The organism is Streptomyces sp. NPDC058685 (assembly GCF_042714725.1).
In the GTDB taxonomy this organism is placed as follows: Bacteria; Actinomycetota; Actinomycetes; order Streptomycetales; family Streptomycetaceae; genus Streptomyces.
Genome location: NZ_JBHXSL010000002.1, coordinates 6,460 through 28,232, shown reverse-complemented (window position 1 = coordinate 28,232; position 21,773 = coordinate 6,460). Strand labels below are relative to the sequence as shown.

Annotated in this window: 24 protein-coding genes; 16 read left to right on the top strand and 8 right to left on the bottom strand. The window is 71.8% G+C overall.

The genetic code is table 11. From position 1 onward, the window contains the following. The first annotated feature begins 38 nt into the window (after window positions 1-38). Window positions 39-1,334, top strand: coding sequence for a hypothetical protein (locus ACFWU3_RS01885; protein ID WP_384429670.1), 1,296 nt, complete (start codon window positions 39-41; stop codon window positions 1,332-1,334). Window positions 1,335-1,409: 75 nt separating this feature from the next. On the opposite strand, the gene ACFWU3_RS01880 is transcribed toward ACFWU3_RS01885, so the two are convergent. Both ACFWU3_RS01880 and ACFWU3_RS01875 read right to left on the bottom strand, forming a co-directional pair. Then, the gene (locus ACFWU3_RS01880; protein WP_384429667.1) at window positions 1,410-1,808 is read right to left on the bottom strand and encodes a VOC family protein; all 399 of its coding nucleotides are present in this window, start codon (window positions 1,806-1,808) and stop codon (window positions 1,410-1,412) included. 93 nt (window positions 1,809-1,901) lie between these two features. Continuing rightward, the gene (locus ACFWU3_RS01875; protein ID WP_384429664.1) at window positions 1,902-2,792 is read right to left on the bottom strand and encodes a neutral zinc metallopeptidase; all 891 of its coding nucleotides are present in this window, start codon (window positions 2,790-2,792) and stop codon (window positions 1,902-1,904) included. 307 nt (window positions 2,793-3,099) lie between these two features. Here ACFWU3_RS01875 and ACFWU3_RS01870 point away from each other — a divergent pair, with 307 nt between their 5' ends. The 8 genes from ACFWU3_RS01870 to amaP all read left to right on the top strand — a co-directional run bounded on the left by ACFWU3_RS01870 (window position 3,100) and on the right by amaP (window position 8,755). Continuing rightward, window positions 3,100-4,698, top strand: coding sequence for an ABC-F family ATP-binding cassette domain-containing protein (locus tag ACFWU3_RS01870; RefSeq protein ID WP_327684928.1), 1,599 nt, complete (start codon window positions 3,100-3,102; stop codon window positions 4,696-4,698). 374 nt (window positions 4,699-5,072) lie between these two features. After that, the gene (locus tag ACFWU3_RS01865; RefSeq protein ID WP_019060653.1) at window positions 5,073-5,291 is read left to right on the top strand and encodes a helix-turn-helix domain-containing protein; all 219 of its coding nucleotides are present in this window, start codon (window positions 5,073-5,075) and stop codon (window positions 5,289-5,291) included. Between the two features lie 129 nt (window positions 5,292-5,420). After that, window positions 5,421-6,212: an enoyl-CoA hydratase/isomerase family protein gene (locus ACFWU3_RS01860; protein WP_384429660.1), complete on the top strand. Its 792-nt coding sequence runs from the start codon at window positions 5,421-5,423 to the stop codon at window positions 6,210-6,212. Between the two features lie 239 nt (window positions 6,213-6,451). Continuing rightward, window positions 6,452-6,949, top strand: coding sequence for an Asp23/Gls24 family envelope stress response protein (locus ACFWU3_RS01855; RefSeq protein WP_384429657.1), 498 nt, complete (start codon window positions 6,452-6,454; stop codon window positions 6,947-6,949). An 11-nt stretch (window positions 6,950-6,960) separates the two neighbouring features. Beyond that, a complete protein-coding gene (locus tag ACFWU3_RS01850; RefSeq protein ID WP_313947111.1) occupies window positions 6,961-7,152 on the top strand; it encodes a hypothetical protein in 192 nt (63 codons plus the stop codon). Next, complete coding sequence (locus tag ACFWU3_RS01845; RefSeq protein WP_384429654.1) at window positions 7,149-7,526, top strand: hypothetical protein; 378 nt, start codon at window positions 7,149-7,151, stop codon at window positions 7,524-7,526. The genes ACFWU3_RS01850 and ACFWU3_RS01845 overlap by 4 nt, the downstream gene beginning before the upstream one ends. Beyond that, the gene (locus ACFWU3_RS01840; protein WP_384429651.1) at window positions 7,523-8,170 is read left to right on the top strand and encodes a DUF6286 domain-containing protein; all 648 of its coding nucleotides are present in this window, start codon (window positions 7,523-7,525) and stop codon (window positions 8,168-8,170) included. Before ACFWU3_RS01845 ends, ACFWU3_RS01840 begins: the two co-directional genes overlap by 4 nt. A gap of 6 nt (window positions 8,171-8,176) precedes the next feature. Further along, on the top strand, window positions 8,177-8,755 hold the full coding sequence (gene amaP / locus ACFWU3_RS01835) for an alkaline shock response membrane anchor protein AmaP (RefSeq protein WP_384429649.1): 579 nt from the start codon (window positions 8,177-8,179) through the stop codon (window positions 8,753-8,755). 25 nt (window positions 8,756-8,780) lie between these two features. On the opposite strand, the gene ACFWU3_RS01830 is transcribed toward amaP, so the two are convergent. The 6 genes from ACFWU3_RS01830 to ACFWU3_RS01805 form a co-directional block, all read right to left on the bottom strand. Continuing rightward, window positions 8,781-9,536 carry an SDR family oxidoreductase gene (locus tag ACFWU3_RS01830; protein ID WP_384429646.1) on the bottom strand — a complete coding sequence of 252 codons (756 nt, stop codon included), beginning with the start codon at window positions 9,534-9,536 and terminating at the stop codon, window positions 8,781-8,783. A 4-nt stretch (window positions 9,537-9,540) separates the two neighbouring features. Next, window positions 9,541-11,328, bottom strand: coding sequence for a glycoside hydrolase family 15 protein (locus ACFWU3_RS01825; RefSeq protein ID WP_384429643.1), 1,788 nt, complete (start codon window positions 11,326-11,328; stop codon window positions 9,541-9,543). Between the two features lie 63 nt (window positions 11,329-11,391). After that, window positions 11,392-12,180, bottom strand: coding sequence for an SURF1 family protein (locus ACFWU3_RS01820; RefSeq protein WP_384429640.1), 789 nt, complete (start codon window positions 12,178-12,180; stop codon window positions 11,392-11,394). Window positions 12,181-12,251: 71 nt separating this feature from the next. Further along, the gene (locus tag ACFWU3_RS01815; RefSeq protein ID WP_266991763.1) at window positions 12,252-12,485 is read right to left on the bottom strand and encodes a hypothetical protein; all 234 of its coding nucleotides are present in this window, start codon (window positions 12,483-12,485) and stop codon (window positions 12,252-12,254) included. 53 nt (window positions 12,486-12,538) lie between these two features. Beyond that, complete coding sequence (locus tag ACFWU3_RS01810) at window positions 12,539-13,528, bottom strand: DEDDh family exonuclease (RefSeq protein WP_384429637.1); 990 nt, start codon at window positions 13,526-13,528, stop codon at window positions 12,539-12,541. Between the two features lie 82 nt (window positions 13,529-13,610). After that, entirely contained in the window at window positions 13,611-14,276 is a 666-nt protein-coding gene (locus ACFWU3_RS01805) for a TetR/AcrR family transcriptional regulator (RefSeq protein ID WP_384429634.1), read from the bottom strand. Window positions 14,277-14,396: 120 nt separating this feature from the next. On the opposite strand from ACFWU3_RS01805, the gene ACFWU3_RS01800 reads away from it, so the two are divergent. From ACFWU3_RS01800 to ACFWU3_RS01770, 7 genes are all read left to right on the top strand, one after another. Next, a complete protein-coding gene (locus ACFWU3_RS01800; RefSeq protein ID WP_384429631.1) occupies window positions 14,397-15,197 on the top strand; it encodes an acetoacetate decarboxylase family protein in 801 nt (266 codons plus the stop codon). Beyond that, window positions 15,194-16,078, top strand: coding sequence for an SDR family NAD(P)-dependent oxidoreductase (locus ACFWU3_RS01795; protein WP_384429628.1), 885 nt, complete (start codon window positions 15,194-15,196; stop codon window positions 16,076-16,078). Before ACFWU3_RS01800 ends, ACFWU3_RS01795 begins: the two co-directional genes overlap by 4 nt. A 9-nt stretch (window positions 16,079-16,087) precedes the next feature. Then, entirely contained in the window at window positions 16,088-17,371 is a 1,284-nt protein-coding gene (locus tag ACFWU3_RS01790; protein WP_384429625.1) for an amidohydrolase family protein, read from the top strand. Then, window positions 17,371-18,600, top strand: coding sequence for an amidohydrolase family protein (locus tag ACFWU3_RS01785; RefSeq protein ID WP_384429622.1), 1,230 nt, complete (start codon window positions 17,371-17,373; stop codon window positions 18,598-18,600). The genes ACFWU3_RS01790 and ACFWU3_RS01785 overlap by 1 nt, the downstream gene beginning before the upstream one ends. Window positions 18,601-18,624: 24 nt before the next feature. Continuing rightward, window positions 18,625-19,347 (top strand): VIT family protein, encoded by a 723-nt coding sequence (locus ACFWU3_RS01780; protein WP_384429619.1) that lies wholly within the window; start codon window positions 18,625-18,627, stop codon window positions 19,345-19,347. A gap of 159 nt (window positions 19,348-19,506) precedes the next feature. Continuing rightward, window positions 19,507-20,439 carry a sterol desaturase family protein gene (locus tag ACFWU3_RS01775; protein ID WP_384429616.1) on the top strand — a complete coding sequence of 311 codons (933 nt, stop codon included), beginning with the start codon at window positions 19,507-19,509 and terminating at the stop codon, window positions 20,437-20,439. Window positions 20,440-20,535: 96 nt separating this feature from the next. After that, window positions 20,536-21,576, top strand: coding sequence for a zinc-dependent alcohol dehydrogenase family protein (locus ACFWU3_RS01770; RefSeq protein WP_384429613.1), 1,041 nt, complete (start codon window positions 20,536-20,538; stop codon window positions 21,574-21,576). The last annotated feature ends 197 nt before the right edge of the window (window positions 21,577-21,773 follow it).

The window sequence follows — 21,773 nt, the reverse complement described above, 5'->3', positions numbered from 1 at the left end:
TTGTCCGCCCGCGGTCACTGGCCGCCGCACGACGGGCCGTGACGACCCGGCGCACCCGGCCGGCACCCAGGCCCCCCGAGGGCACACCCCCGCCCGCGGAGCTCGCCCGTCAGGCGCGGGCGGTCCTCGCGGACGCCGTCCGCATCGCCCGCTGGGCGGCCGTCGAAAGGGACCCGAGCACCGCTCCGCTCGCCGACCGGGCGCGGGAACGGGCCGCTGCCGCACTGGAGTTGACACCGCTCCAGGTGCGCACCGGCTGGGACCGGGCCCGTCTCGCCGGTCTGGTCGAGCTGCACGGCGACACCGCGCGCCCCGGCTGGCGTCTTCGCGCCTGGGACCGCGACGACATGGCCGTCCTGCGCGGCTGGGTCGCCCTCTTCGACGCCTGGTCGCTGATTCACCCGGCCCCCGCCGATGTCGCCCCCACCGCGGTCGCCGAGGTCGTCGAGGCCGTGCCCCAACTGCTCTCGCTCCTCCAGCTCTCCGCCGGCCCGGTCCTGGTGCCCGCGCTGCTCGACCTGCTGGAGCAGCGTGTCGCCGAACTGCGCGAGGAGCGCTGCGAGGTGCCGTACGGCCTCCAGGAGCAGCCCGTCCCCGCCGCCTCGGACGCCCCCCTGCCTCCGCTGCTCGACTGGGCCCTGGAGGGCCTGTCCGCCGTCGGCGCCCTGACGCTCGACGCGGGCAGCTCCGCCACGCTCACCCCGCTCGGCAACTGGGCGGTGTGGGTCAAGCTCGAACAGATCTGTGTCGCCGCCCAGAGCCCCGCCGGCAACATCGAGCAGTCGGCCGAGGACATGCTCCGCGGCTGTGCCCGCCTCACCCCGGGACCGGCCCGTGCCGAGTACCGCGCCTGGCTGGCCGCTCGTACGGTCTCCAGCGCCGTCGCCGAACTCCTCGGTGTCGCCCGCGGCGAGGACGCCCTGCTGCGCGGACTCGCCTTCGAGGCGCTGCGCGTCGTCGGCGCCCCCGCCGAGGGCGAGGTCCGCGCCGCCGCGCACGAGCCCTCGCTGCGCCCCTACGCGCTGCTGTGGCTCGCGGAGTACGACGGGGCCGACCCCGAGGACGCCGCCGAGGTCCTCACCCGGGAGGAGGCCACCTGGCTCTGGGTGGACACCGCGGCGGCCGTCGCCGACCACGGTGAGCCCCAACTCCTGCTGCGCCACCTCGACTCGGCGGTCCAGGGCACGGTCCCCGCGCTCCTCGACGAGGTCCGGGCCGGCGGCCACCCCCGCACCGTCCAGGTCCTCGTCGCGCTCGCGGCCGCGCATCCGGACCCGGCACTCGCCAAGGCCGTGCGCCGGGCGGCGTTCCAGGTGCACACCGGCGGCGCCTGAGGCTGTCCCCTGACGGGGCCCGGCGCGCAGGAGTACTTCTTCTTCCACCGGAGGGGCCGGCCCCGGCCCCTCCGGTTACGCCGTCCCCGGTGCGTACGTGCCGAAGCTCCACACATTGCCCTCGATGTCGCGCGCCATGTAGTCCCGCGCCCCGTAGTCCTGATCGGTCGGCGGCATCACCACGTCCACCCCGTGCTCCACGGCCTTGCCGTGGTGCGCGTCGACATCGTCGACATGGACGAAGACACCCGCGGGCCCGGCGTCCGTCATCAGCTTGTCGAACTCGCCGCCGGTGCCCTTGCTGCCCAGCATCACCATGCCGTTGCCGTACATCAGCTCGGCGTGGACCACCCGGCCGTCCTCGTCCTCGTACACCGCGTGCTCGGTGAAACCGAAGGCCTCGGTGAGCTGCCTGATCGCGGCCTTGGCGTCCGCATAGACCAGGGTCGGACTGATGCTCGGTGACTGTGCCATTCCGATCACTCCTTCATGCTCGACGGTGGGGATGTGATCTGGGTCTCAGTCTGGCACCGGCCACCGACAACGCCCGGAGCCCCGCCAGGGCCGTCAGGCGAAGGTGTTGCACCGTGCCATGTCACCGGTGCGATAGCCCGTGTAGAACCACTGCTGGCGCTGTGCCGCCGAACCGTGGGTCCAGGACTCGGGGGTGACGCGGCCCTGGAACCTCTCCTGGATCCGGTCGTCGCCGACCGCGGCCGCCGCGTCCAGGCCGTCCCTGATGTCGGCGTCCGTCAGCTTCGTGAGCACCGGCCTGCCGGTCCGCTCGTCGGGGGTGGTCGTGGCGTGGTGCGCCCAGACGCCCGCGTAGCAGTCCGCCTGGAGCTCCACCCGCACCGCGTTGCTGTTCGCGCCCTGCCGGCCGTCCTGGGCGCGCTGGAGGGTGCCCATCAGGTTCTGCACATGGTGGCCGTACTCGTGGGCCACCACGTACGCCTGGGCGAACGGCCCGCCGGTCGACCCGAACTTCGTCCGCAGGTCGTCGAAGAAGCCGAGATCCAGATAGACCTGACGGTCGGCGGGACAGTAGAACGGCCCGACCGCCGCGGTCGCGGCTCCGCAGGCGGTGCCCACCTGCCCGGTGAACATCACCGTGCGGGCGTCGCTGTAGCGCCCCTGCCGCCGCGGGAACTCCGCACGCCAGTAGTCCTGCACGCTGTTGACCACGGCGACGGTCCGGCAGTCCTCGCGGGTGTTGGCGTCCGACCCCCGCCGGCACGCCTGGTCGACCTCGGCCTGGGTGGAGGCCGTCGGGGCCGGGGCGGTGTCGCCCGACGAGAGGCCGAGCTGTTCGGGCCCGACGCCGAAGAACAGGCCGAGGATCAGCGCGATGATTCCCGCGATGCCGCCGCCGATGGTGGCCCTGCCGCCGGGGACACGGCTGCCGCGGACGTCCCGGACCTCGGACGTGTCCAGATCGGCGTCGTCGTCGAACTGCATGGGCCACCACCCTCGGCTGCGCGGGCGTGGCGCCGGCCCGCCGCCGGCGCCACCTGGCGCCGAGTATTGATCATTCCGTTGTGAATCGCCCCTTTTGTCGCGATCGCGTCGCGACGGGCCCGCCCACAGCCCCGCCCGAGAGCCCGCCCGGAGCCTCCCGGGGACGGTGGCCCCCGCCCCAGCAGCGGCACGACCACTTGCACCGCCCGGTTAGACTGGCCTCCATGGCCATTCTCCTTGCGCATTAGACGGCGTCGAAGCTTCCACGACCGTCCCTTCCGCCGTCCACCCGCCCTGGAGTCTGTCCGTGATCACCGCTTCCGGCATCGAGTTGCGCGCCGGCGCGCGCGTACTCATCGAGTCCGCTTCCTTCCGTATCGCCAAGGGCGACCGCATCGGCCTGGTCGGCCGCAACGGCGCCGGCAAGACCACGCTCACCAAGTGCCTCGCGGGTGAGGGCATCCCCGCGGCCGGCACCATCACCCGCTCCGGCGAGGTGGGCTATCTCCCGCAGGACCCGCGCACCGGCGACCTCGACACCCTCGCCCGCGACCGGATCCTCTCCGCCCGCGATCTCGACTCCGTGCTGAAGAAGATGCGCGAGAACGAGGACCGGATGGCGAACGGCCAGGGAGCCACCCGCGAGAAGGCGATGAAGAAGTACGAGCGCCTGGAGACGGAGTTCCTCACCAAGGGCGGCTACGCCGCCGAGGCCGAGGCCGCCACCATCGCCGCCGCGCTGGGGCTCCCCGACCGGGTGCTCGGCCAGCCCCTGCACACGCTCTCGGGCGGTCAGCGCCGCCGGGTCGAGCTCGCCCGCATCCTGTTCTCGGACGCCGACACCCTGCTCCTGGACGAGCCGACGAACCACCTCGACGCCGACTCCATCGTCTGGCTGCGCGACTACCTGAAGACCTACCGCGGCGGCTTCATCGTCATCTCCCACGACGTCGACCTGGTCGAGACGGTCGTGAACAAGGTCTTCTACCTGGACGCGAACCGCTCGAACATCGACGTCTACAACATGGGCTGGAAGCTGTACCAGCAGCAGCGCGAGGCGGACGAGAAGCGCCGCAAGCGCGAGCGCCAGAACGCCGAGAAGAAGGCCGCGGCGCTCAACTCCCAGGCCGACAAGATGCGCGCCAAGGCCACCAAGACGGTCGCCGCGCAGAACATGGCCCGGCGCGCCGAGCGCCTGCTCTCGGGCCTGGAGGACGTCCGCATGGCCGACAAGGTCGCCAAGCTGCGCTTCCCCGACCCCGCCCCCTGCGGCAGGACCCCGCTCACCGCCGAGGGCCTGTCGAAGTCGTACGGATCGCTGGAGATCTTCACCGACGTCGATCTGGCGATCGACAAGGGCTCCCGGGTCGTCATCCTCGGTCTGAACGGTGCGGGCAAGACGACCCTGCTGCGGCTGCTTGCCGGTGTGGAGAAGCCCGACACCGGCGAGGTAACCCCTGGCCACGGCCTCAAGCTCGGCTACTACGCCCAGGAGCACGAGACGCTCGATCCGGACCGCACGGTCCTGGAGAACATGCGCTCCTCCGCGCCCGACCTCGATCTGGTCCAGGTGCGCAAGACGCTCGGTTCCTTCCTGTTCTCCGGGGACGACGTGGACAAGCCCGCCGGGGTCCTCTCCGGCGGCGAGAAGACCCGCCTCGCGCTGGCCACCCTCGTCGTCTCGTCCGCCAACGTCCTGCTCCTCGACGAGCCCACCAACAACCTCGACCCGGCCAGCCGCGAGGAGATCCTCGGCGCGCTGCGCACCTACAAGGGCGCGGTCATCCTCGTCACCCACGACGAGGGAGCGGTCGAGGCGCTGGAGCCGGAGCGGATCATCCTGCTGCCGGACGGCGTCGAGGACCTGTGGGGCAAGGACTACGCCGACCTGGTCGCCCTGGCATGACCGCCGCCGGGGGCCGTGCGGCCCCCGGTCTCCGGGCCTGTGGTGCACTGATCCACTCCGTATGGATCATTCGGCCGACACGTGATCCATCATCTGTGTGAGTGCGTCTCGTACTACGGCGTGGCGACGAGCGGATTGCCGCCGTCCGTGTCCCGGTCGGCGCCGGCTCCTGCCCACCCGTTCTGACCTGGCCGTTCTTCGGAAAGATCGGCCTGACGTGCGACTACGGGCACTCGGAATCATGGGCTCCGGTCGTGGCGACGGCCCCGCGCACCGCAAAGCTCGTCGTACGGACCTTGCCGAATGGGTGGCCAGGAAGCCCGCAAGGGGTGATCATGAGAAGTCCAGAGCGCACTTCCCATGAGGAGGCACGGGTGGCCGAGACTCTGAAGAAGGGCAGCCGGGTTACCGGCGCCGCGCGCGACAAGCTCGCGGCAGACCTGAAGAAGAAGTACGACTCCGGTGCGAGCATCCGGGCGCTGGCCGAAGAGACCGGCCGTTCCTATGGATTCGTCCACCGGATGCTCAGCGAGTCCGGAGTCACGCTGCGGGGACGCGGCGGAGCAACACGAGGCAAGAAGGCTTCGGCCTGACGACCTGGCTCCTTCGGTCCACCGGTTCCAGGCGGTGGCCACCCGGTCGGTCGGTTGCCCGACCGGGTGGTTACTGTGCAGTCGCTTAGCTAATCTGCACCTGACTGCCCTTGAACCGGAGGCGCCCCCATGACTTCGCTCGACTCTGTGCTCGACAAGGACGGCGTACGGCTCACCGTCGAGGACGCTGTTGCCACGGTGACCCTGACCAACCCGGACAAGCGCAACGCCCAATCTCCCGCTCTGTGGCGGGCGTTGGCGCAGGCGGGTCGGTCACTGCCGGGCACTGCACGGATCGTGGTGCTGCGCGGTGAGGGCAAGTCCTTCTCCGCCGGTCTCGACCGGCAGGCGTTCACGCCCGAGGGCTTCGAGGGTGAGCCGTCCTTCCTCGATCTGGCACGGGGCTCCGACGCGGAGCTCGACGCTGTCATCGCCGAGTACCAGGAGGCATTCACCTGGTGGCGTCGCAGTGATGTCATCACGATCGCGGCCGTTCAGGGCCATGCGATCGGAGCGGGCTTCCAGCTCGCCCTCGCCTGCGATCTGCGGGTCGTGGCGCAGGACGTGCAGTTCGCCATGCGCGAGACCAGTCTCGGACTCGTCCCCGACCTCACCGGCACGCACCCCCTGGTGTCGCTCGTCGGCTACGCCCGCGCGCTCGAAATCTGTGCGACGGGCCGCTTCGTGCATGCCGAGGAGGCCGAGCGCACCGGCCTGGCCAACCTCGTGGTGCCCGGCGACGAGCTCGACGGCGCCGTCCGCGATCTCGCCTCCGCGCTTCTCGCCGCCCCGCGCGACGCCATGATCGAGACGAAGGCGCTGCTCCAGGGTGTCCAGGGCCGCTCCTACGAGGAGCAGCGCACCGCCGAGCGCGCGGCGCAGGCGCGCCGGCTGCGGGATCTCGCGGGTATCGGGGACTGACACCGGGCGGCCGGCCGTCCCCCGAGTGGGCGAGTCGGCCGCCGTGCGATTTCCAGCGGCGCCGGCCTCGCCGTCTCCTCCGGCCCGGCCCGTCGATCCCGGCCTGTACGGCCCCACCTCAGCCGTGCCGTATCGGCGCCGGTCGCCGGCGAGACCAGGCGCATCTCCGGAGCGAATGCGGGCATCCCGTCCTAATGTGGACATCGAAGCCCGCAATCGCCCGGAAAGGACACACGGCGATGACTGAAACCGCGCCGGGGAACCGGCCCGACACCTCCGGCAGAGATCTGTCCGGCTCGGGCGAAGAGCCGAGGAAGCCGTCGACGACCAAGAGGGGTTCCGGGGACCCCGCGTCCCGTGGACGCACCACCATCGCCGACGGAGTGGTCGAGAAGATCGCCGGACTCGCGGCTCGTGACGTCATCGGCGTGCACGCGATGGGCAGCGGGGCGTCCCGTACCTTCGGAGCCGTCCGCGACCGCGTACCGGGCGGCAGCCGCTCCAGCGCCAGCCGCGGGGTCAAGGCCGAGGTCGGCGAGGTGCAGACCGCGCTCGACCTGGACATCGTCGTGGACTACGGCGTCTCCATCGCCGACGTGGCCCGCGCGGTCCGCGAGAACGTGATCTCCGCCGTCGAGCGCATGACAGGTCTTGAGGTCGTCGAGGTCAACATCGCGGTCGGCGACGTCAAGCTGCCCGATGAAGAGGACGACGAGCCCGAGCCACGTATCCAGTAGAGGAGCTCACGATGAGCATGGCTGTGGTCGGCCTGATCGCCGGCATGGCGCTCGCCTTCGCCGGATACTTCGGCGGTTTCGGCGCGTTCCTGCTGGTCGCTGCCTTGGGGGCGGTCGGCTTTGTGGTGGGCCGGTTCCTCGAGGGTGACCTCGAACCCGGAGAGTTCTTCCGCAGTCGCGAGCGCGGCGACCGGCCCCGGTGACCGCCGTGTCCGCCGGTCCCGCCCCCGAAGGCGGGGGAAGCGTCGCAGCCGGCGAGCGCGGGGCGACCGTCATCGCCGACCGGGTCGTGGCGAAGATCGCCGCGCGTGCGGCACGCGAAGCGCTGCACGCCGTCCCGGAAGGCGGCAGTCCGCCCCATGCCTCGGTGACGGTGCACCATGACATCGCCCGTGTACGGGTGACCCTGGAGCTCGACTACCCCTCCGACATCGGAGCGCAGTGCGGCGCCGTGCGTCGCCGGGTCGCGGAGCGGGTAAACGCGTTGGCGGGGATGGACGTGCCCGAGGTCGCCGTGATCGTCGAACGGCTGCACTCGGTGCACTCACGCTCGGCCGGGCAGGGGAGGATCAGATGAGTGAGCCGGTACCGCCCGCGGCACCCGTGCTTGACCTCGACCAGTCCGCCTCGGCCGCGGCCTACGACCGCCCCGGGGCGACGGGGGAGGGCGACGGCGGCAGGGCAGGACGCTTCTGGTCCGTGCGCAGGGTGCCGGCGGCACTGCTGGCGCTCGTCGTGCTCGGCGGGGCGGGCGTCCTGCTGTACGACGTCGCCGCCGTCCGGGCGGGCCGGCCGGGCATGCAGTGGCGCCGCGTCACGGCGGAGCGCCTCGCCGGCTGGCAGGTCGACAACACCTGGGTGATGGTGGCCGCGTCCGTCGCGGTGCTCCTCGGCCTCGTTCTCCTCGTCCTCGCCCTGAGCCCGGGCCTGCGGCGGCTCCTGCCGATGCGGCGCGAGACCCCCTCTGTCCGGGCGGCCCTCGACCGGCAGGCGGCGGCCCTGGTGCTGCGCGACCGGGCGATGGAGGTGTCCGGGGTGCAGTCCGTCCGGGTGCGGATGCGACGCCGCAAGGTGTCCGTGCGGGCCCGCTCCCACTTCCGCGAACTCGACGACGTACGCCGGGACCTGGACACCGCGGTGGGCTTCGGCATCAGCGAACTCGGGCTCGCCAAGCCGCCGTCCCTGGCCGTGCACGTCGGCCGGCCCGCGAAGAAGGGGTGAGGCCGCATGCTCCGGATCGTCAACCGGGTCCTGATCGGCCTCGCCGGGCTGGTGCTCGTATGTCTGGGCGGAGGGGTGCTCGCGGCCGCGGCGGGCCTCGCGGTGCCGTCCTGGTGGCCCTGGGACGGACGGCACGACGTCCTGCTCAGCGACGCGGACCGGGAGCGGTGGCGGGGCGAGGGCTGGTGGTGGCCGGTGGTCATCGCGGTCCTCGCGCTGCTGGTGCTCCTGGCGCTGTGGCACTTCATCGCCCAACTGCGCCGCAAGCGCCTGGCGGAGGTCCTGGTCGAGAGCGGCGACGGCGAGGGCGCGCTGCTGCGTGGCCGGGCGCTGGAAGGCGTCCTGGAGCGCGAGGCGGAGTCCCTGGACGGGGTCGCCGACGCCCACATCATGCTCATGGGCAGCCGTACGGCCCCGGCGACGCGCGTGGGCCTCCTGCTGGAGCCGCATGCGTCCCCCCGTGAGACGCTGGCGCGCCTGACGGACGAGGCGGTCACCCACGCACGCGAGTCGGCGGGACTGGAGTCGCTGCCGACGGAGGCTCACCTGCGCGCGGCGAAGCACACCCCGCGCAGGGTGTCCTGACGGCGGACCGGTTCGTCCAGGGCGGTCAGAAGCCGTGGCGTGCGCCACCGTCCACCGGGAGCATGATGCCCGTGAGATACGAGGCGGCGGGGGAGAGCAGGAAGGCCGCTGTCCGGCCGAACTCCTCCGGGGCGCCGTAGCGCCGCAGCGGAATACGGGACTCGTTCGACGCGCGGGCCGCGTCCGCGTCCCCCGAGAGCGCATCCAGTTCGCGCACCCGGTCCGTGTCGATACGCGCCGGCAGCAGGCCCACCACGCGGATGCCCTGCGGGCCGAGTTCGTCGGCGAGGGACTTCGCGAAGCCCGCGAGTCCCGGGCGCAGCCCGTTCGAGATGGTCAGGCCGGGGATCGGCTCGTGGACCGAGCCGGACAGCACGAAGCCGATGACGCCGCCCTCGCCGAGCGCCGCCGCGGCGGTGCGCGCCATTCGCACCGCTCCGAGGAACACCGACTCGAACGCCGACTGCCACTGCTCGTCGGAGTTGTCCGCGGCGAACCCGGGCGGCGGCCCGCCCACACTGATCAGCACCCCGTCGAAGCGCCCGAAGTGCGCCCGCGCGGCGGCGATCAGGCGCTCCGCCCCCGACGAATCGGCGTTGTCCACCGAGACCCCGACGGCGTTCGCGCCGAGTTCGGCCGCGGCGTCCGCGACCGTCTTCTCGTCGCGCCCGGTGATGACGACCTTCGCCCCGTCGGCGACCAGCGCACGCGCGGACGCGTTCCCCAGCCCTCGCGAGGCACCCGTGACGATGTAGACGCGGTCCTTCAGTCCAAGATCCATGGGCCTATCCTGCATCCTCGTCCGCGCTCAGCGCGAGAGCCGTGTGCACCAGAGCGATATGGCTGAACGCCTGCGGGAAGTTCCCCAGCTGCCGCCCCGAGACCGGTTCGTACTCCTCGGCCAGCAGCCCCACGTCGTTGCGCAGCGAGAGGAGCCGCTCGAACAGCTCCCGCGCCTCCTTCTCCCGGCTCGTCATCCGCAGTGCGTTCGCCAGCCAGAACGAGCACGCGAGGAACGCCCCCTCGTCGCCCGGCAGCCCGTCGACCGTGCGGCCCTCCGTGCTGTAGCGCCGGACCAGCCCGCCCTGCGTGCCGAGTTCGGCGCGGACCGCGTCCACCGTCCCGATCACCCGCGGGTCCTCGGGAGGCAGGAATCCCACCTGGGGGATGAGCAGCGTCGCCGCGTCGAGCTCCTTGGAGCCGTAGTACTGCGTGAAGGTGTTCCGCTTCGGGTCGTACCCCTTCTCGCACACCTCCCGGTGCACCTCGTCCCGCATGGCCCGCCAGCGCGCCACGTCACCGCGCAGCGCCGGTTCCTTCTCCAGCGTCCGCACCGCGCGGTCCGCCGCCACCCAGGCCATCACCTTGGAGTGCACGAAGTGACGGCGCGGGCCCCGTACTTCCCACAGGCCCTCGTCCGGCTCACGCCACTTCGACTCCAGGAAACCGAGCAGGCTCAACTGGAGGTACCACGCGTGATCCTCCGGCGCGAGGCCCGCCTCCCGCGCCAGGTACAGGGAGTCGATGACCTCGCCGTAGACATCGAGCTGGAGCTGGTCCACGGCGGCGTTGCCGACGCGCACCGGACGGGAGCCCTCGTACCCGGCGAGCCACGGAAGCTCCGTCTCGGGCAGTCGCCGCTCCCCGGACAGGCCGTACATGATCTGCAGATCGGCCGGGTCGCCCGCAACCGCCCGCAGCAGCCAGTCGCGCCACGCCTCGGCCTCGTCCTGGTAGCCGGCCGCGATCATCGCACCCAGGGTCAGGGTGGAGTCGCGCAGCCAGCAGAAGCGGTAGTCCCAGTTGCGTACGCCGCCGATCTCCTCCGGCAGCGAGGTGGTCGGGGCGGCGGCGATCCCGCCGGTCGGCGCGTACGTCAGCGCCTTCAGCGTGATGATGGAGCGGATCACGGCCTCGCGGTAGGGCCCCTTCATGTCGCACCGGTGGGCCCACTCCTCCCAGTCCGCCATGCAGGACTCCAGCGCCTCGTAGGGGTCGACGAGGTCGGGCCGCGGCTCGTGCGAGGGGTGCCAGGTGAGCACGAACGCCACCTTCTCGCCCTCGCGGACCGTGAAGGAGGAGACCGTGCTGTACTGCTGGCCCCATGTCTTGACCTCGGGTTCGCTCCGCAGCCACACCGAGTCCGGTCCCGCGATCGCGACCCGGTGGCCGTCCTCCCGGCGCATCCACGGCACGATCGAGCCGTAGTCGAAGCGCAGCCGCAGCGTCGAGGTCACCTCGACCCGGCCGCTGACGCACTCCACGATGCGCATCACATCGGGGGTCGCGTCGCGTTGGGGCATGAAGTCGATGACCTTGACCGTGCCGGTGCGCGTCTCCCAGACCGTCTCCAGGACGAGCGAGTCCCCGACGTAGCCGCGCCGGGTGCAGATGCCGGCGCCCTCGGGAGCGATCCGCCAGTGGCCGTTGTCCTTGTCGCCGAGGATGGCGGCGAAGCATGCCGCGGAGTCGAAGCGGGGCAGACAGAGCCAGTCGATGGATCCGTCCGTGCCGACCAGGGCCGCGGTCTGCAGATCGCCGATGAGCGCGTAGTCCTCGATGCGTAGGGTCACGCAGTGGCGTGTTCCCTTCGCGCGCCGCCGTTAAGCAGGCGATATGCCCTTCCCGAGGGGCCGTCAGACGTTCGCGGGCGCCGGCTCCGGCGTGCTCCGTGCCGCCGCGGTCAGCCGGTCCCGCTTCTCCCTGCGGACGAGGATCACCCAGCCGACGGGTACCCCCGCGGTGAACAGCCACCACTGGACGGCGTACGCCATGTGGGCGCCGATCGACTGGTGGTCGGGTTCGGCGATCGGTTCGGGGCTGCTTCCGGCCGGCTCGGGGGCCGACTGCTCCAGATAGCCGCCGAGCACCGGCCTGCCCAGCGCCTTCGCCTGCTGCGCGCTGTTGATCAGCATGATCTGGCGGGGCGGCAGACCGGTGAGGTCCTTGATGCCGCTGTCCTTCGTCGTCTCGTCCGCCTTGAGCCGGCCGGTGATCGTCACCGTGCCCCGGGCGGCCGGCGGGACGGTCGGGAAGGCCTGCTGGTCGGCCGCGGTGGGGATCCAGCCACGGTTGACGAGGACGGCCCGGCCGTCGGCGAGCACCAGAGGGGTGAGGACGTGGAAGCCGACCCGCTCGTCCGCATTGGTGCGGCGGCGGACGACGACCTCGTGTGCGGTGTCGTACGTGCCGGTGGCGGTGACGCGGCGCCAGTAGTCCGCGCGGGGAACGGTGTGCCCGGGGGAGGTGAGCTCGGTCACCGGGACCGGCTTCGCCTCCAGGTTCCGGGCGATCAGCGCGTTCTGCTCGACCCGCCGTTCATGGCGGTGCAACTGCCAGAAACCCAGCTCGACCATCGTGGGGATGAGAACGAGGCCGATGAGGGTGAGGATCACCCACTGCCGGGACAACAGGAAGCGGTACACGGCTTCGACCGTACCCGCTGCGGCGCGGCGCCCGGACGGTGGGTCCCCGTCCGGGCCGGCTCCGCCGGACCTCACACCTTGTCGACGATGCCCACCTGTCCCTCCGCCCGGGCGCAGTGCCCGCCGCAGTACCAGTGGCCCTCGACCTCGACGCCCTGGCCGATGATCTGGACCCGGCAGTGCTCACAGATGGGCGCCATGCGGTGAATGGCGCAGGAGAAGCAGTCGAAGACGTGCACCGCGCCCTGCGCGTGCACCTCGAAGGACATGCCGTAGTCGTTTCCGCAAACCTCGCAACGTGCCATGCGCCACAGGGTGCGGGGCACGGTCGCCGAAGCGTGGGCGGCACGCCCGGTCATCACCCGTCTGCCGGGTCCACATCCCGCAGCAACTGGGTGAACGCCGCCTCGTCGATCACCGGGGTGCCGTACGCCTTCGCCTTGACGGTCTTGGAGGTGGCCGAGTCCGGGTCGTTGCTCACCAGCAGACTGGTGAGCCGGGAGACGCTGGTGGCGATGTGGAGCCCTGCCTCGATCGCCCGGTCCTCCAGCAGCTCACGCTCCACGGAGGTGTCGCCGGAGAACGCCACCCGCATGCCCTGCTTGAGCGGCTTGTCCGCTTCGTACCGTCCGGGGTTGGGATAGGGGCAGGCCGGGCGGCGGCGCGCGGGACGCCAGGTGCCCCGCCCGTAGGGCGACTGTCCGTACGACGGCTGATGGCCGACGCGCGGGGTGACGGGGGAGTCCGACCACTCGGTCAGGGGACGGCATTCGAGGAGCGGCAGCCGCACCCCGTCCCTGGCCGCGGTGTGCAGACTCGGCCGGAACGCCTCGGCCAGCACCCGCGCGTCGTCGAGCGCGTGGTGCGCCCGCTGCTGAACGACCCCGAAGTGCGCGGCGAGTGACGCCAGCTTGTGGTTGGGCAGCGGCAGCCGGAGCTCCTTCGCCAGAGCGATGGTGCACAGCCGCTGACGGGTGGGCGCCGTCTCCCGCGCCCGGGCGTACTCCCGCGCGATCATCGACCAGTCGAAGATGGCGTTGTGCGCGACGAGCACCCGGCCGTCGAGCCGTTCGGAGAAGTCGGCGGCGATGTCCCCGAACAGCGGGGCGCCTTCGAGCACATCGCTGGTCAGTCCGTGGATCCACACCGGTCCCGGATCACGCTCGGGATTGACCAGGGTGTACCAGTGGTCCTCGACTTCGCCCCGGGCGTCGAGGCGGTACACGGCAGCGGAGATTATCCGGTCGTCGCGGGCGAGTCCGGTGGTCTCCACGTCGACGACCGCGTATCCCCGGGGATACGCGGTCGGCCACGGTGCCGCTGTCGAGATGTCGTCGAGCATGGTCACAGAGAATACGGGCCGGGACTGACAACACCTGCCCGGGCGTCACCTGACCGTGTACCGGAACGGACGGCACCGGCCGGTGCTGTCACCCCAGTTCGGGTCCGCGGTCCGGGTCCGCCTCGCGGGTCGGCGCCGGCGGTTCGAGGAGCGCGCTCACCAACGCCCGTACCGACGTCTCGAACAGCTTCTCCGGCTCCGCCGGCCGCGACAGCGCCCTCGCCAGTGCCGGGTCGTGCTCCGCGGTCCGGGTGTCCCACAGCTCCTCACGGGCGGGGGACTGGACGGGCGATCGGTCACGGTTGCGCTCGACGAGTACGAAACCGACGACCTGGTACTGCACCGAGCGCACCACCTCCGCGGCCCGGGCCCCGCGCAGCCCGGCCGCGTGCACCTCGTGGACGAGGGCCTGCTGCGCGGGCAGGAACATCCGGTCCGTCAGGCCGCGTTCGTGCACCATCGCGATCAGATGGGGCCGCTCGCGCAGCTCGCGGTGGAGGCGGCGGGCGACGGAGACGATGCGCTGCGCCGGGGTGCGGCCGGCGGGCCGGATCGCTCCCATCTCGTGCACCGTCCGCTCGACCAGCGCGTCCAGAAGGGACTCGCGGTTGCCCACGTGCCAGTAGATCGAGGTGACGGCCGTGCCGAGTTCGGCGGCGAGCTTGCGCATGGTGAGGGCCTGCGGGCCGAGCTGCCGGACGAGGGCGGCCGCCGCGTCGAGAACGTCGTCACGGGTCAGGGCGGTACGGGTCATCGTGCCCTCAATTCTCGTGCCTGCACGGCTCTTTACCCTTCATCGGCTCCGGTGTAACTGTGTTACAGCCCGCTGTGCGGCGGACCCCCGGAAAGGCACTCCCAGGAAGGGCGGTACGACATGACACGCGTACGGTACGGCGCGCGCTCGGCAGCCGAGATCTCCGCTGCCCGCGCGGCAGGAACCACCCTCCCCGACATCTGGTCGACGGGTGTCGTCGCGGTGTGGGAGAGCGACCCGGACGCGGTGGCCGCCGTACTGCCACCGCCGCTGGCGCCCGCCGAACGGCCGCTCGTACGAGCCGCCGTCAGCCGCGTGCAACTGCCCGGATATCCGCTCGGCGCCGGCTCGGTCGCGGTATCGGCCCGGCATGAGGGGCACGAGGGCTGGTATCCGCTGGTCATGCCGATGACCCACGAACGCGCGCTGATCGGCGGCCGTGAGGTGTTCGGGGAGCCGAAGAAACTGGGCGACGTCACCCTGGAACGGGACGGACTCGTCGTCCGGGCCGCTCTCGCCCGGCACGGCATCGCCTTCGTGGAGGTGCGCGGCGCCGTCGCCGGACCGCTCCCGTTGCCGGAACCGGCCGAGAAGCTCGATTTCTACTTCAAGTTCCTGCCGGCCGTGGACGGTTCGGGGTTCGACGCCGATCCCGTCCTCGTGCACTGCGTCCGCCACGAGAAGGTCCGCAGACTGGAACGGCTCACCGGCGACGTGGTGCTCCGCGAGTCCATGTACGACCCCGTCGCCGACCTCCCCGTACGCCGCGTCGTCGAGATGACCATCGGCGAGAAGACCAGCGACCAGAAGGGCATGGTCGCCGGGCGGGTGAGCGCGCGGGAGTTCCTGCCCTACCTCCACCAGCGCTACGACGACCCGCAGCAGATCCTGGACGGCCCTCCCGCCGGGAGCGTCCGATGAGACTGACCGAGGGACAGGTCGCCGTGGTCACCGGCGCCGCCAGTGGCATCGGACGCGCGATGGCACGGCGGTTCGCCGCCGAGGGTCTCGCGGTGGTCCTCGCCGACGTCGAGGAGAGCGCCCTGCGCGAGGCCGCCGGTGAACTCGCCGGCGACGGCGCGAAGGTGCTCGCCCGGGTGGTCGACGTCTCCGACCGCGACGCGGTGTTCGCGCTGGCCGACGCCGCCTACGAAGCCTTCGGCGCCGTGCATGTGCTCTGCAACAACGCGGGCGTCGGATCGGGCGCCGAGGGACGGATGTGGGAGCACGAGCCCAACGACTGGAAGTGGGCCTTCGCTGTCAACGTCTGGGGTGTCTTCCACGGCATCCAGGCCTTCGTACCGCGGATGATCGCGGGCGGCGAGCCCGGCCATGTCGTCAACACCTCCTCCGGCGACGGAGGCATAGCCCCACTGCCGACCGCCTCCGTCTACGCCGTCACCAAGGCGGCGGTCGTCACCATGACCGAGTCGCTGTACGCCCATCTGAAGGCGGAGAACGCCCGCGTCGGCGCCTCCGTCCTCTTCCCCGGCCCCCACATGCTCCGTACCGGACTGTGGGAGTCGCACCGCAACAGGCCCGCGCGCTATGCGAAGGAACGGCCCCGCAGAACCCCGTACCGCACCCTCGGCCAGTGGGAGGCGGCGATGAAGGAGGCCGGACAGGACGTGGCCTTCACCCCGGTCGAGGACGTCGCCGCGTTCGTCGTCGAGGGCATCCGTGCCGGCCGTTTCTGGATGCTGCCGCCGGGCGAGCACAGCGACCGGCAGATCCGCGCCCGGTCGGCGTCGATGCTCGACCGGACCGACCCCTCCTACCTCGAGCGCTTCATCCTGGATTGAGGACGTGTCATGACGGACCGGAACGACCCGTACCTGATCATCTCCTCCGACTGCCACGCCGGACTGCCGACGGAACGGTACCGGCCCTATCTGGACGCCCGGTTCCACCGCGCGTTCGACGAGTTCCTCGCGGGCCGGGACGCCCGGCGCGAGGAGATGACCCGCCTCGGCGTGCGCAACGAGGACTTCGCGGCCCGCTGGTTCAGCGACAACGAGGAGGGCCTGAAGGGAGGTTGGGACTCGGATCAGCGCATCAAGGAACTCGACGGCGACGGGATCGCCGCCGAAGTGGTCTTCCCCGACGCGGACGCCGTCGACAGCGGCACGGCCGCGCCCTTCGGCGTCGGGCTCGGTCTCCGCGGCGACCAGGACCCGGACCTCGGGATGGCCGGGGCCCAGGCCCACAACCGGTGGCTCGCCGAGTTCGTCGGCGAACACCCCGAACGGCACTGCGGGGTGGCCCTGCTGCCCGTCACGGGCGAGGTCGGGCGCGTCGTCGCCGAGATCCACCGGGCCAGGGAGTCGGGCCTCGGCGCCCTGATGATCCCCTCGATGTGGATGGACAAGGCCCCGTACCACGACCGGCGGTACGACCCGGTCTGGGCGGCCGCCGAGGAGACGGGCATGCCCCTGGTCACCCACTCCGGCGCGGCGCCCCGCCACGAGTACGGCGACCATCTGGGCATCTACGTCTCCGAGGTCACCTGGTGGCCGGCCCGCCCGCTGTGGTTCCTGCTCTGGTCCGGAGTCTTCGAGCGCCACCCGGGGCTGCGGTTCGGCGTCGCCGAGTCCGGCTGCTGGTGGCTGCCGAACCTGCTCTGGTTCATGGACCGGCTCTACCTCGGGGCGCACGGCGGCAAGAAGCTCTCCCCGTTCGCCGAACTGCGGCGCCCGCCCAGCGAGTACCTCGACCGGCAGGTCTTCGTCTGCGCCACCAACACCAAGCGCCGTGAACTCGCCCAGCGGTACGAGATCGGCGTCGACAACATCCTGTGGGGCAGCGACTTCCCGCACCCCGAGGGCACCTGGCCGAAGACGCGGGAGTGGCTGAGGAACACCTTCCACGACATCCCCGTCGCGGAGACCCGCCGGATGCTCGGACTGGCCGCCGCCGAGGTCTTCGGCTTCGACACCGCGAAACTGGAGCCCGTTGCCCGGCGTATCGGCCCCACACCGGCAGAGCTCGGCCAGTCCGCCGACCAGCAGGCCGTGGAGGCATCCTGGGCCGCGTCGCGCGACGTGGGCCGGCACTGGCTGACCGACCACGACTTCCCGGTCCTGGGGGTCTCCTGATGCCCGCCGACCGCTACACCGTCATCTCCGCCGACTGCCACGCCGGGGCCGACCTCCTCGACTACAAGCCGTACTTGGAGAAACGCCACCACGACGACTTCGACGCCTGGGCCGCCACCTACGTCAATCCGTACGAGGACCTGCTCGCCGACACGGCCGACCGTAACTGGAACTCGGCGCGCAGGCTCGCCGAACTGGAGGCGGACGGCATCGTCGCCGAGGTCGTCTACCCGAACACCATCCCGCCGTTCTTCCCCAGCGCCTCGCTGATGGCCCCGGCGCCCACCCGCGAGGAGTACGAGCGACGCTGGGCGGGACTGCGCGCCCACAACCGCTGGCTCGCCGACTTCTGTGCCGAGGCCCCCGGACGCAGGGCCGGGGTCGCGCAGATCCTGCTGAACGACCCCGACGAGGCGGTGCGGGAGATCCGCCGCACCCGGCAGGCCGGTCTCACCGGCGGGATCCTGCTGCCCGGCACCCCGCCGGGCTCCGGACTGCCGGAGCTGTACTCGCAGACGTACGACCCGATCTGGGCGGTCTGCGGCGAACTCGGCGTGCCCGTCAACCATCACGGCGGGTCGGCATCCCCGCCGCTGGGCGAGGAACCGGCGGCCCGGGCGGTCTTCATGGTGGAGACGACCTGGTTCTCGCACCGGGCGCTGTGGCATCTGATCTTCGGCGGTGCCTTCCGCCGCCACCCCGGCCTCACCCTGGTGCTGACCGAGCAGGGTTCCGGCTGGATCCCGGGCGTGCTCGACATGCTCGACTACTACCACGGCAGGCTGGTCGCGGCGGCGGCGCGGACGGCGACGGCCGAGTCCAAGTTCGGTGCCGGGCTCGCCGCCGCGATGGGCCGGGGGCCGAGCGAGGTCTGGCGGGACAACTGCTTCGTCGGGGCCAGCTTCATGCGGCCCCACGAGGTGCCGCTGCGCGACCGGATCGGCCTCGACAAGATCATGTGGGGCTGCGACTACCCGCACGACGAAGGCACCACCCCCTACTCCCGCGAAGGCCTCCGCATCGCCTACGCGGGTCTGCCGCGCGACGAGATCGCGGCGATGGCCGGGGGCAACGCCGCCCGGGTCTACGGGTTCGACCTCGGCCTGCTCGACCCGATCGCGGCGAGCGTCGGTCCGACGGTGGAGGAGATCGCCCGGCCGCTGGTAAACGTCCCGCAGGGCGCGACCAGTCCCGCGTTCGCCCGGGGCGGGTCGGTGCGTGTGTGGTGACACCCGCGGTGGGAACCTCCCCGCATGAGTGGAGCGACTCCCCGAACGCCGCATGACGAGCCCCACGGCCGAGTACTCGGCTCGCGGCTGAACTGGCTGCGGGCCGCGGTGCTCGGCGCCAACGACGGCATCGTCTCCACCGCCGGTCTCGTGGTCGGCGTCGCCGGTGCCACGACCGACCGCGACGCCCTGCTGACCGCCGGCCTCGCCGGCCTGCTCGCCGGTTCGATGTCCATGGCCACCGGCGAGTACGTCTCCGTGTCCACCCAGCGGGACTCGGAGAAGGCGGCACTGACCCTGGAGAAGCGTGAGCTGCGCGACCAGCCGGACGCCGAACTCGACGAACTGACCGGTCTGTTGACGGCCAGGGGGCTGTCACGGGAGGTGGCCCGGGAGGCGGCCGTCCAGCTCACCGAGCGCGACGCGCTGCGCGCCCACGCGAGCGTGGAACTCGGCATCGACCCGGACGACCTGGCCGACCCCTGGCGCGCGGCTCTCGCCAGCCTGCTCGCCTTCACCACCGGGGCGCTGCTGCCCCTGCTGGCGATCGTGCTGCCACCGCATCAGCTCCGGCTGCCGGTGACCGTCGTCTCGGTCCTCGTGGCCCTCACCTTCACCGGCTGGTCGAGCGCCCGGCTCGGAGACGCCCCCGCGGGCCGGGCGGTGCTGCGGAACGTCGCCGGGGGAGCGGTGGCGATGGCGGTGACATACGGAGCCGGGTCGCTGCTGGGGGCGGTTGGCGTGTGACAGGGCGGTGGGTGTGTGACCGCGCGGTGGGGGGTCCGACGGCCGGTCCGCCGACGGGCCGACTGTCGGGAGACGCCAAAGGCTGCTGACATCCCGTCTCGCATACTTGTCGGTAACACCATCTAGCCGTGCCCCTCGCCGTGCCTCTACCGTGCACGCATGCCGCACCTGCCCGATGTCGTGCTGTGGTCGATACCCGCCTTCGTGCTGCTCACCGTCCTGGAGATGGTCAGCTACCGCCTCCACCCCGACGACGACGCCGCCGGATACGAGTCCAGGGACGCCGCCACCAGTCTGGGGATGGGGCTCGGCAGCCTCGCCTTCGACTTCTTCTGGAAGATCCCGATCCTGGCGATCTACACGGTGGTGTACGAACTCACCCCGGCCCGCGTGCCCGTCCTGTGGTGGACCGTGCCGCTGATGCTGCTCGCCCAGGACTTCTTCTACTACTTCAACCACCGCGGGCACCACGTGGTCCGCATCCTGTGGGCCTGCCATGTGGTCCACCACTCCAGCCGGAAGTTCAACCTCACCACGGCGCTGCGCCAGCCCTGGACGAGCCTGACCGTCTGGCCGTTCTATCTGCCCCTCGTCGCCTGCGGAGTGCATCCGGCCGCGCTCGCCTTCTGCTCGTCCGCCAGCCTCGTCTACCAGTTCTGGATCCACACGGAGCGGATCGACAAGCTGCCGCGGCCCTTCGAGTACGTCCTCAACACGCCCTCGCACCACCGGGTGCACCACGCCTCGCAGGGCGGCTACCTGGACCGCAACTTCGGCGGCATCCTCATCGTGTGGGACCGGCTCTTCGGCTCCTTCGCGCCGGAGACCGAGCGGCCCGTCTTCGGGCTCACCAAGAACATCGAGACCTACAACCCGCTGCGGGTGGCCACCCACGAGTACGCGGCCATCGCCCGCGACGTACGGGCGGCGGCCACCTGGCGGGAGCGGGCCGGGAGGGTGTTCCGCGGCCCCGGCTGGCAGCCGGCCGGCAGGGGAACCACGTCGGCGGAGGCACCCGCACCGGCCCCGGCCCCGGCGCCCGCTCCGGCTCCGGCCTCGGGACCCGCTCCGGCTCCGGAGAAGATCGCCTGACGCGTACACCGCGGGCGGCTTCATCGGGCCGTACGCGCGGGCGTACCGTGAAGTCGGACAATCATCCGATCCGACTGATCAGCAAGGACCCGCAGCATGCGCGCCACTGTCATCCACGCCCCGCACGACATCCGCGTGGAGGAGGTGCCCGATCCCGCGGTCCAGCAGCCCACCGATGTGGTCCTGCGGGTGCTGCGGGCCTGCATCTGCGGCAGCGACCTGTGGGCCTACCGCGGTGAGAGCGCTCGGCAGCCGGGTCAGCGCATCGGCCACGAGTTCCTCGGCATCGTCGAGGAAGCGGGCGCCGAGGTCACCGGATTCCGCCCCGGAGATCTGGTCGTCGCGCCCTTCGTCTGGTCCGACGGCAGCTGCGAGTACTGCGCCGCCGGTCTCCAGACCTCCTGCCCCCGCGGCGGCTTCTGGGGCTCCGTCGGCTCCGACGGTGGCCAGGGCGAGGCGGTCCGGGTGCCGTTCGCCGACGGCACCCTCGTGAAGCTGCCCGCCGAGGCCGCGTCCGACGACCGGCTGCTGACGGCGCTGCTCGCGCTCTCCGACGTCCTCGGCACCGGCCACCACGCCGCTGTCGGCGCGGGCGTGACCCGGGGCACCACGGTCGCCGTCGTCGGTGACGGAGCCGTCGGGCTCTGCGGTGTGCTGGCCGCCAAGCGGCTCGGCGCCGAGCGGATCATCGCGCTGGGCCGTCACGAGGCCCGCACCGACATCGCCCGTACCTTCGGCGCCACCGATGTCGTCGCCGAGCGCGGTGACGCGGCCGTCGAGGCCGTCCGCGAGCTGACCGGCGGCGGCGCCCATGCCGTGATCGAGGCCGTCGGCACCGAGCAGGCGATGCGTACGGCCGTCGGGATCACCCGCGACGGCGGCGCGATCGGGTATGTCGGCGTGCCGCACGGCAGCGGCACCGGCCTGGACCTGAGCGTGATGTTCGACCGCAACATCTCGCTGCGCGGTGGGGTCGCACCCGTGCGCGCCTACATCCCCGAACTGCTGCCGGACGTCCTGGACGGCTCCGTCGACCCGTCGCCGGTCTTCGACCTCGCGGTCGGGCTCGACGGCGTGCCGGCCGGCTACCGGGCGATGGACGAGCGCACGGCACTGAAGGTCCTCGTCAAGCCCTGACCGGCGCCTGCCCGCGGACGCGAAGAGCACACGGATCACACGGAGACATACAGAGACACACGGAGACGCAGGAGACGCACGGAGGGGGGGGGGGGCGGGGTGGGGGGCGGCCCCCCCCGCGCGGGGGCAAGCGGGGGACCCCCGCCCCGGGGGGGGGGGCGCCCCGGGCCGACCACCCCGAAGCGGGGGGCCGACCC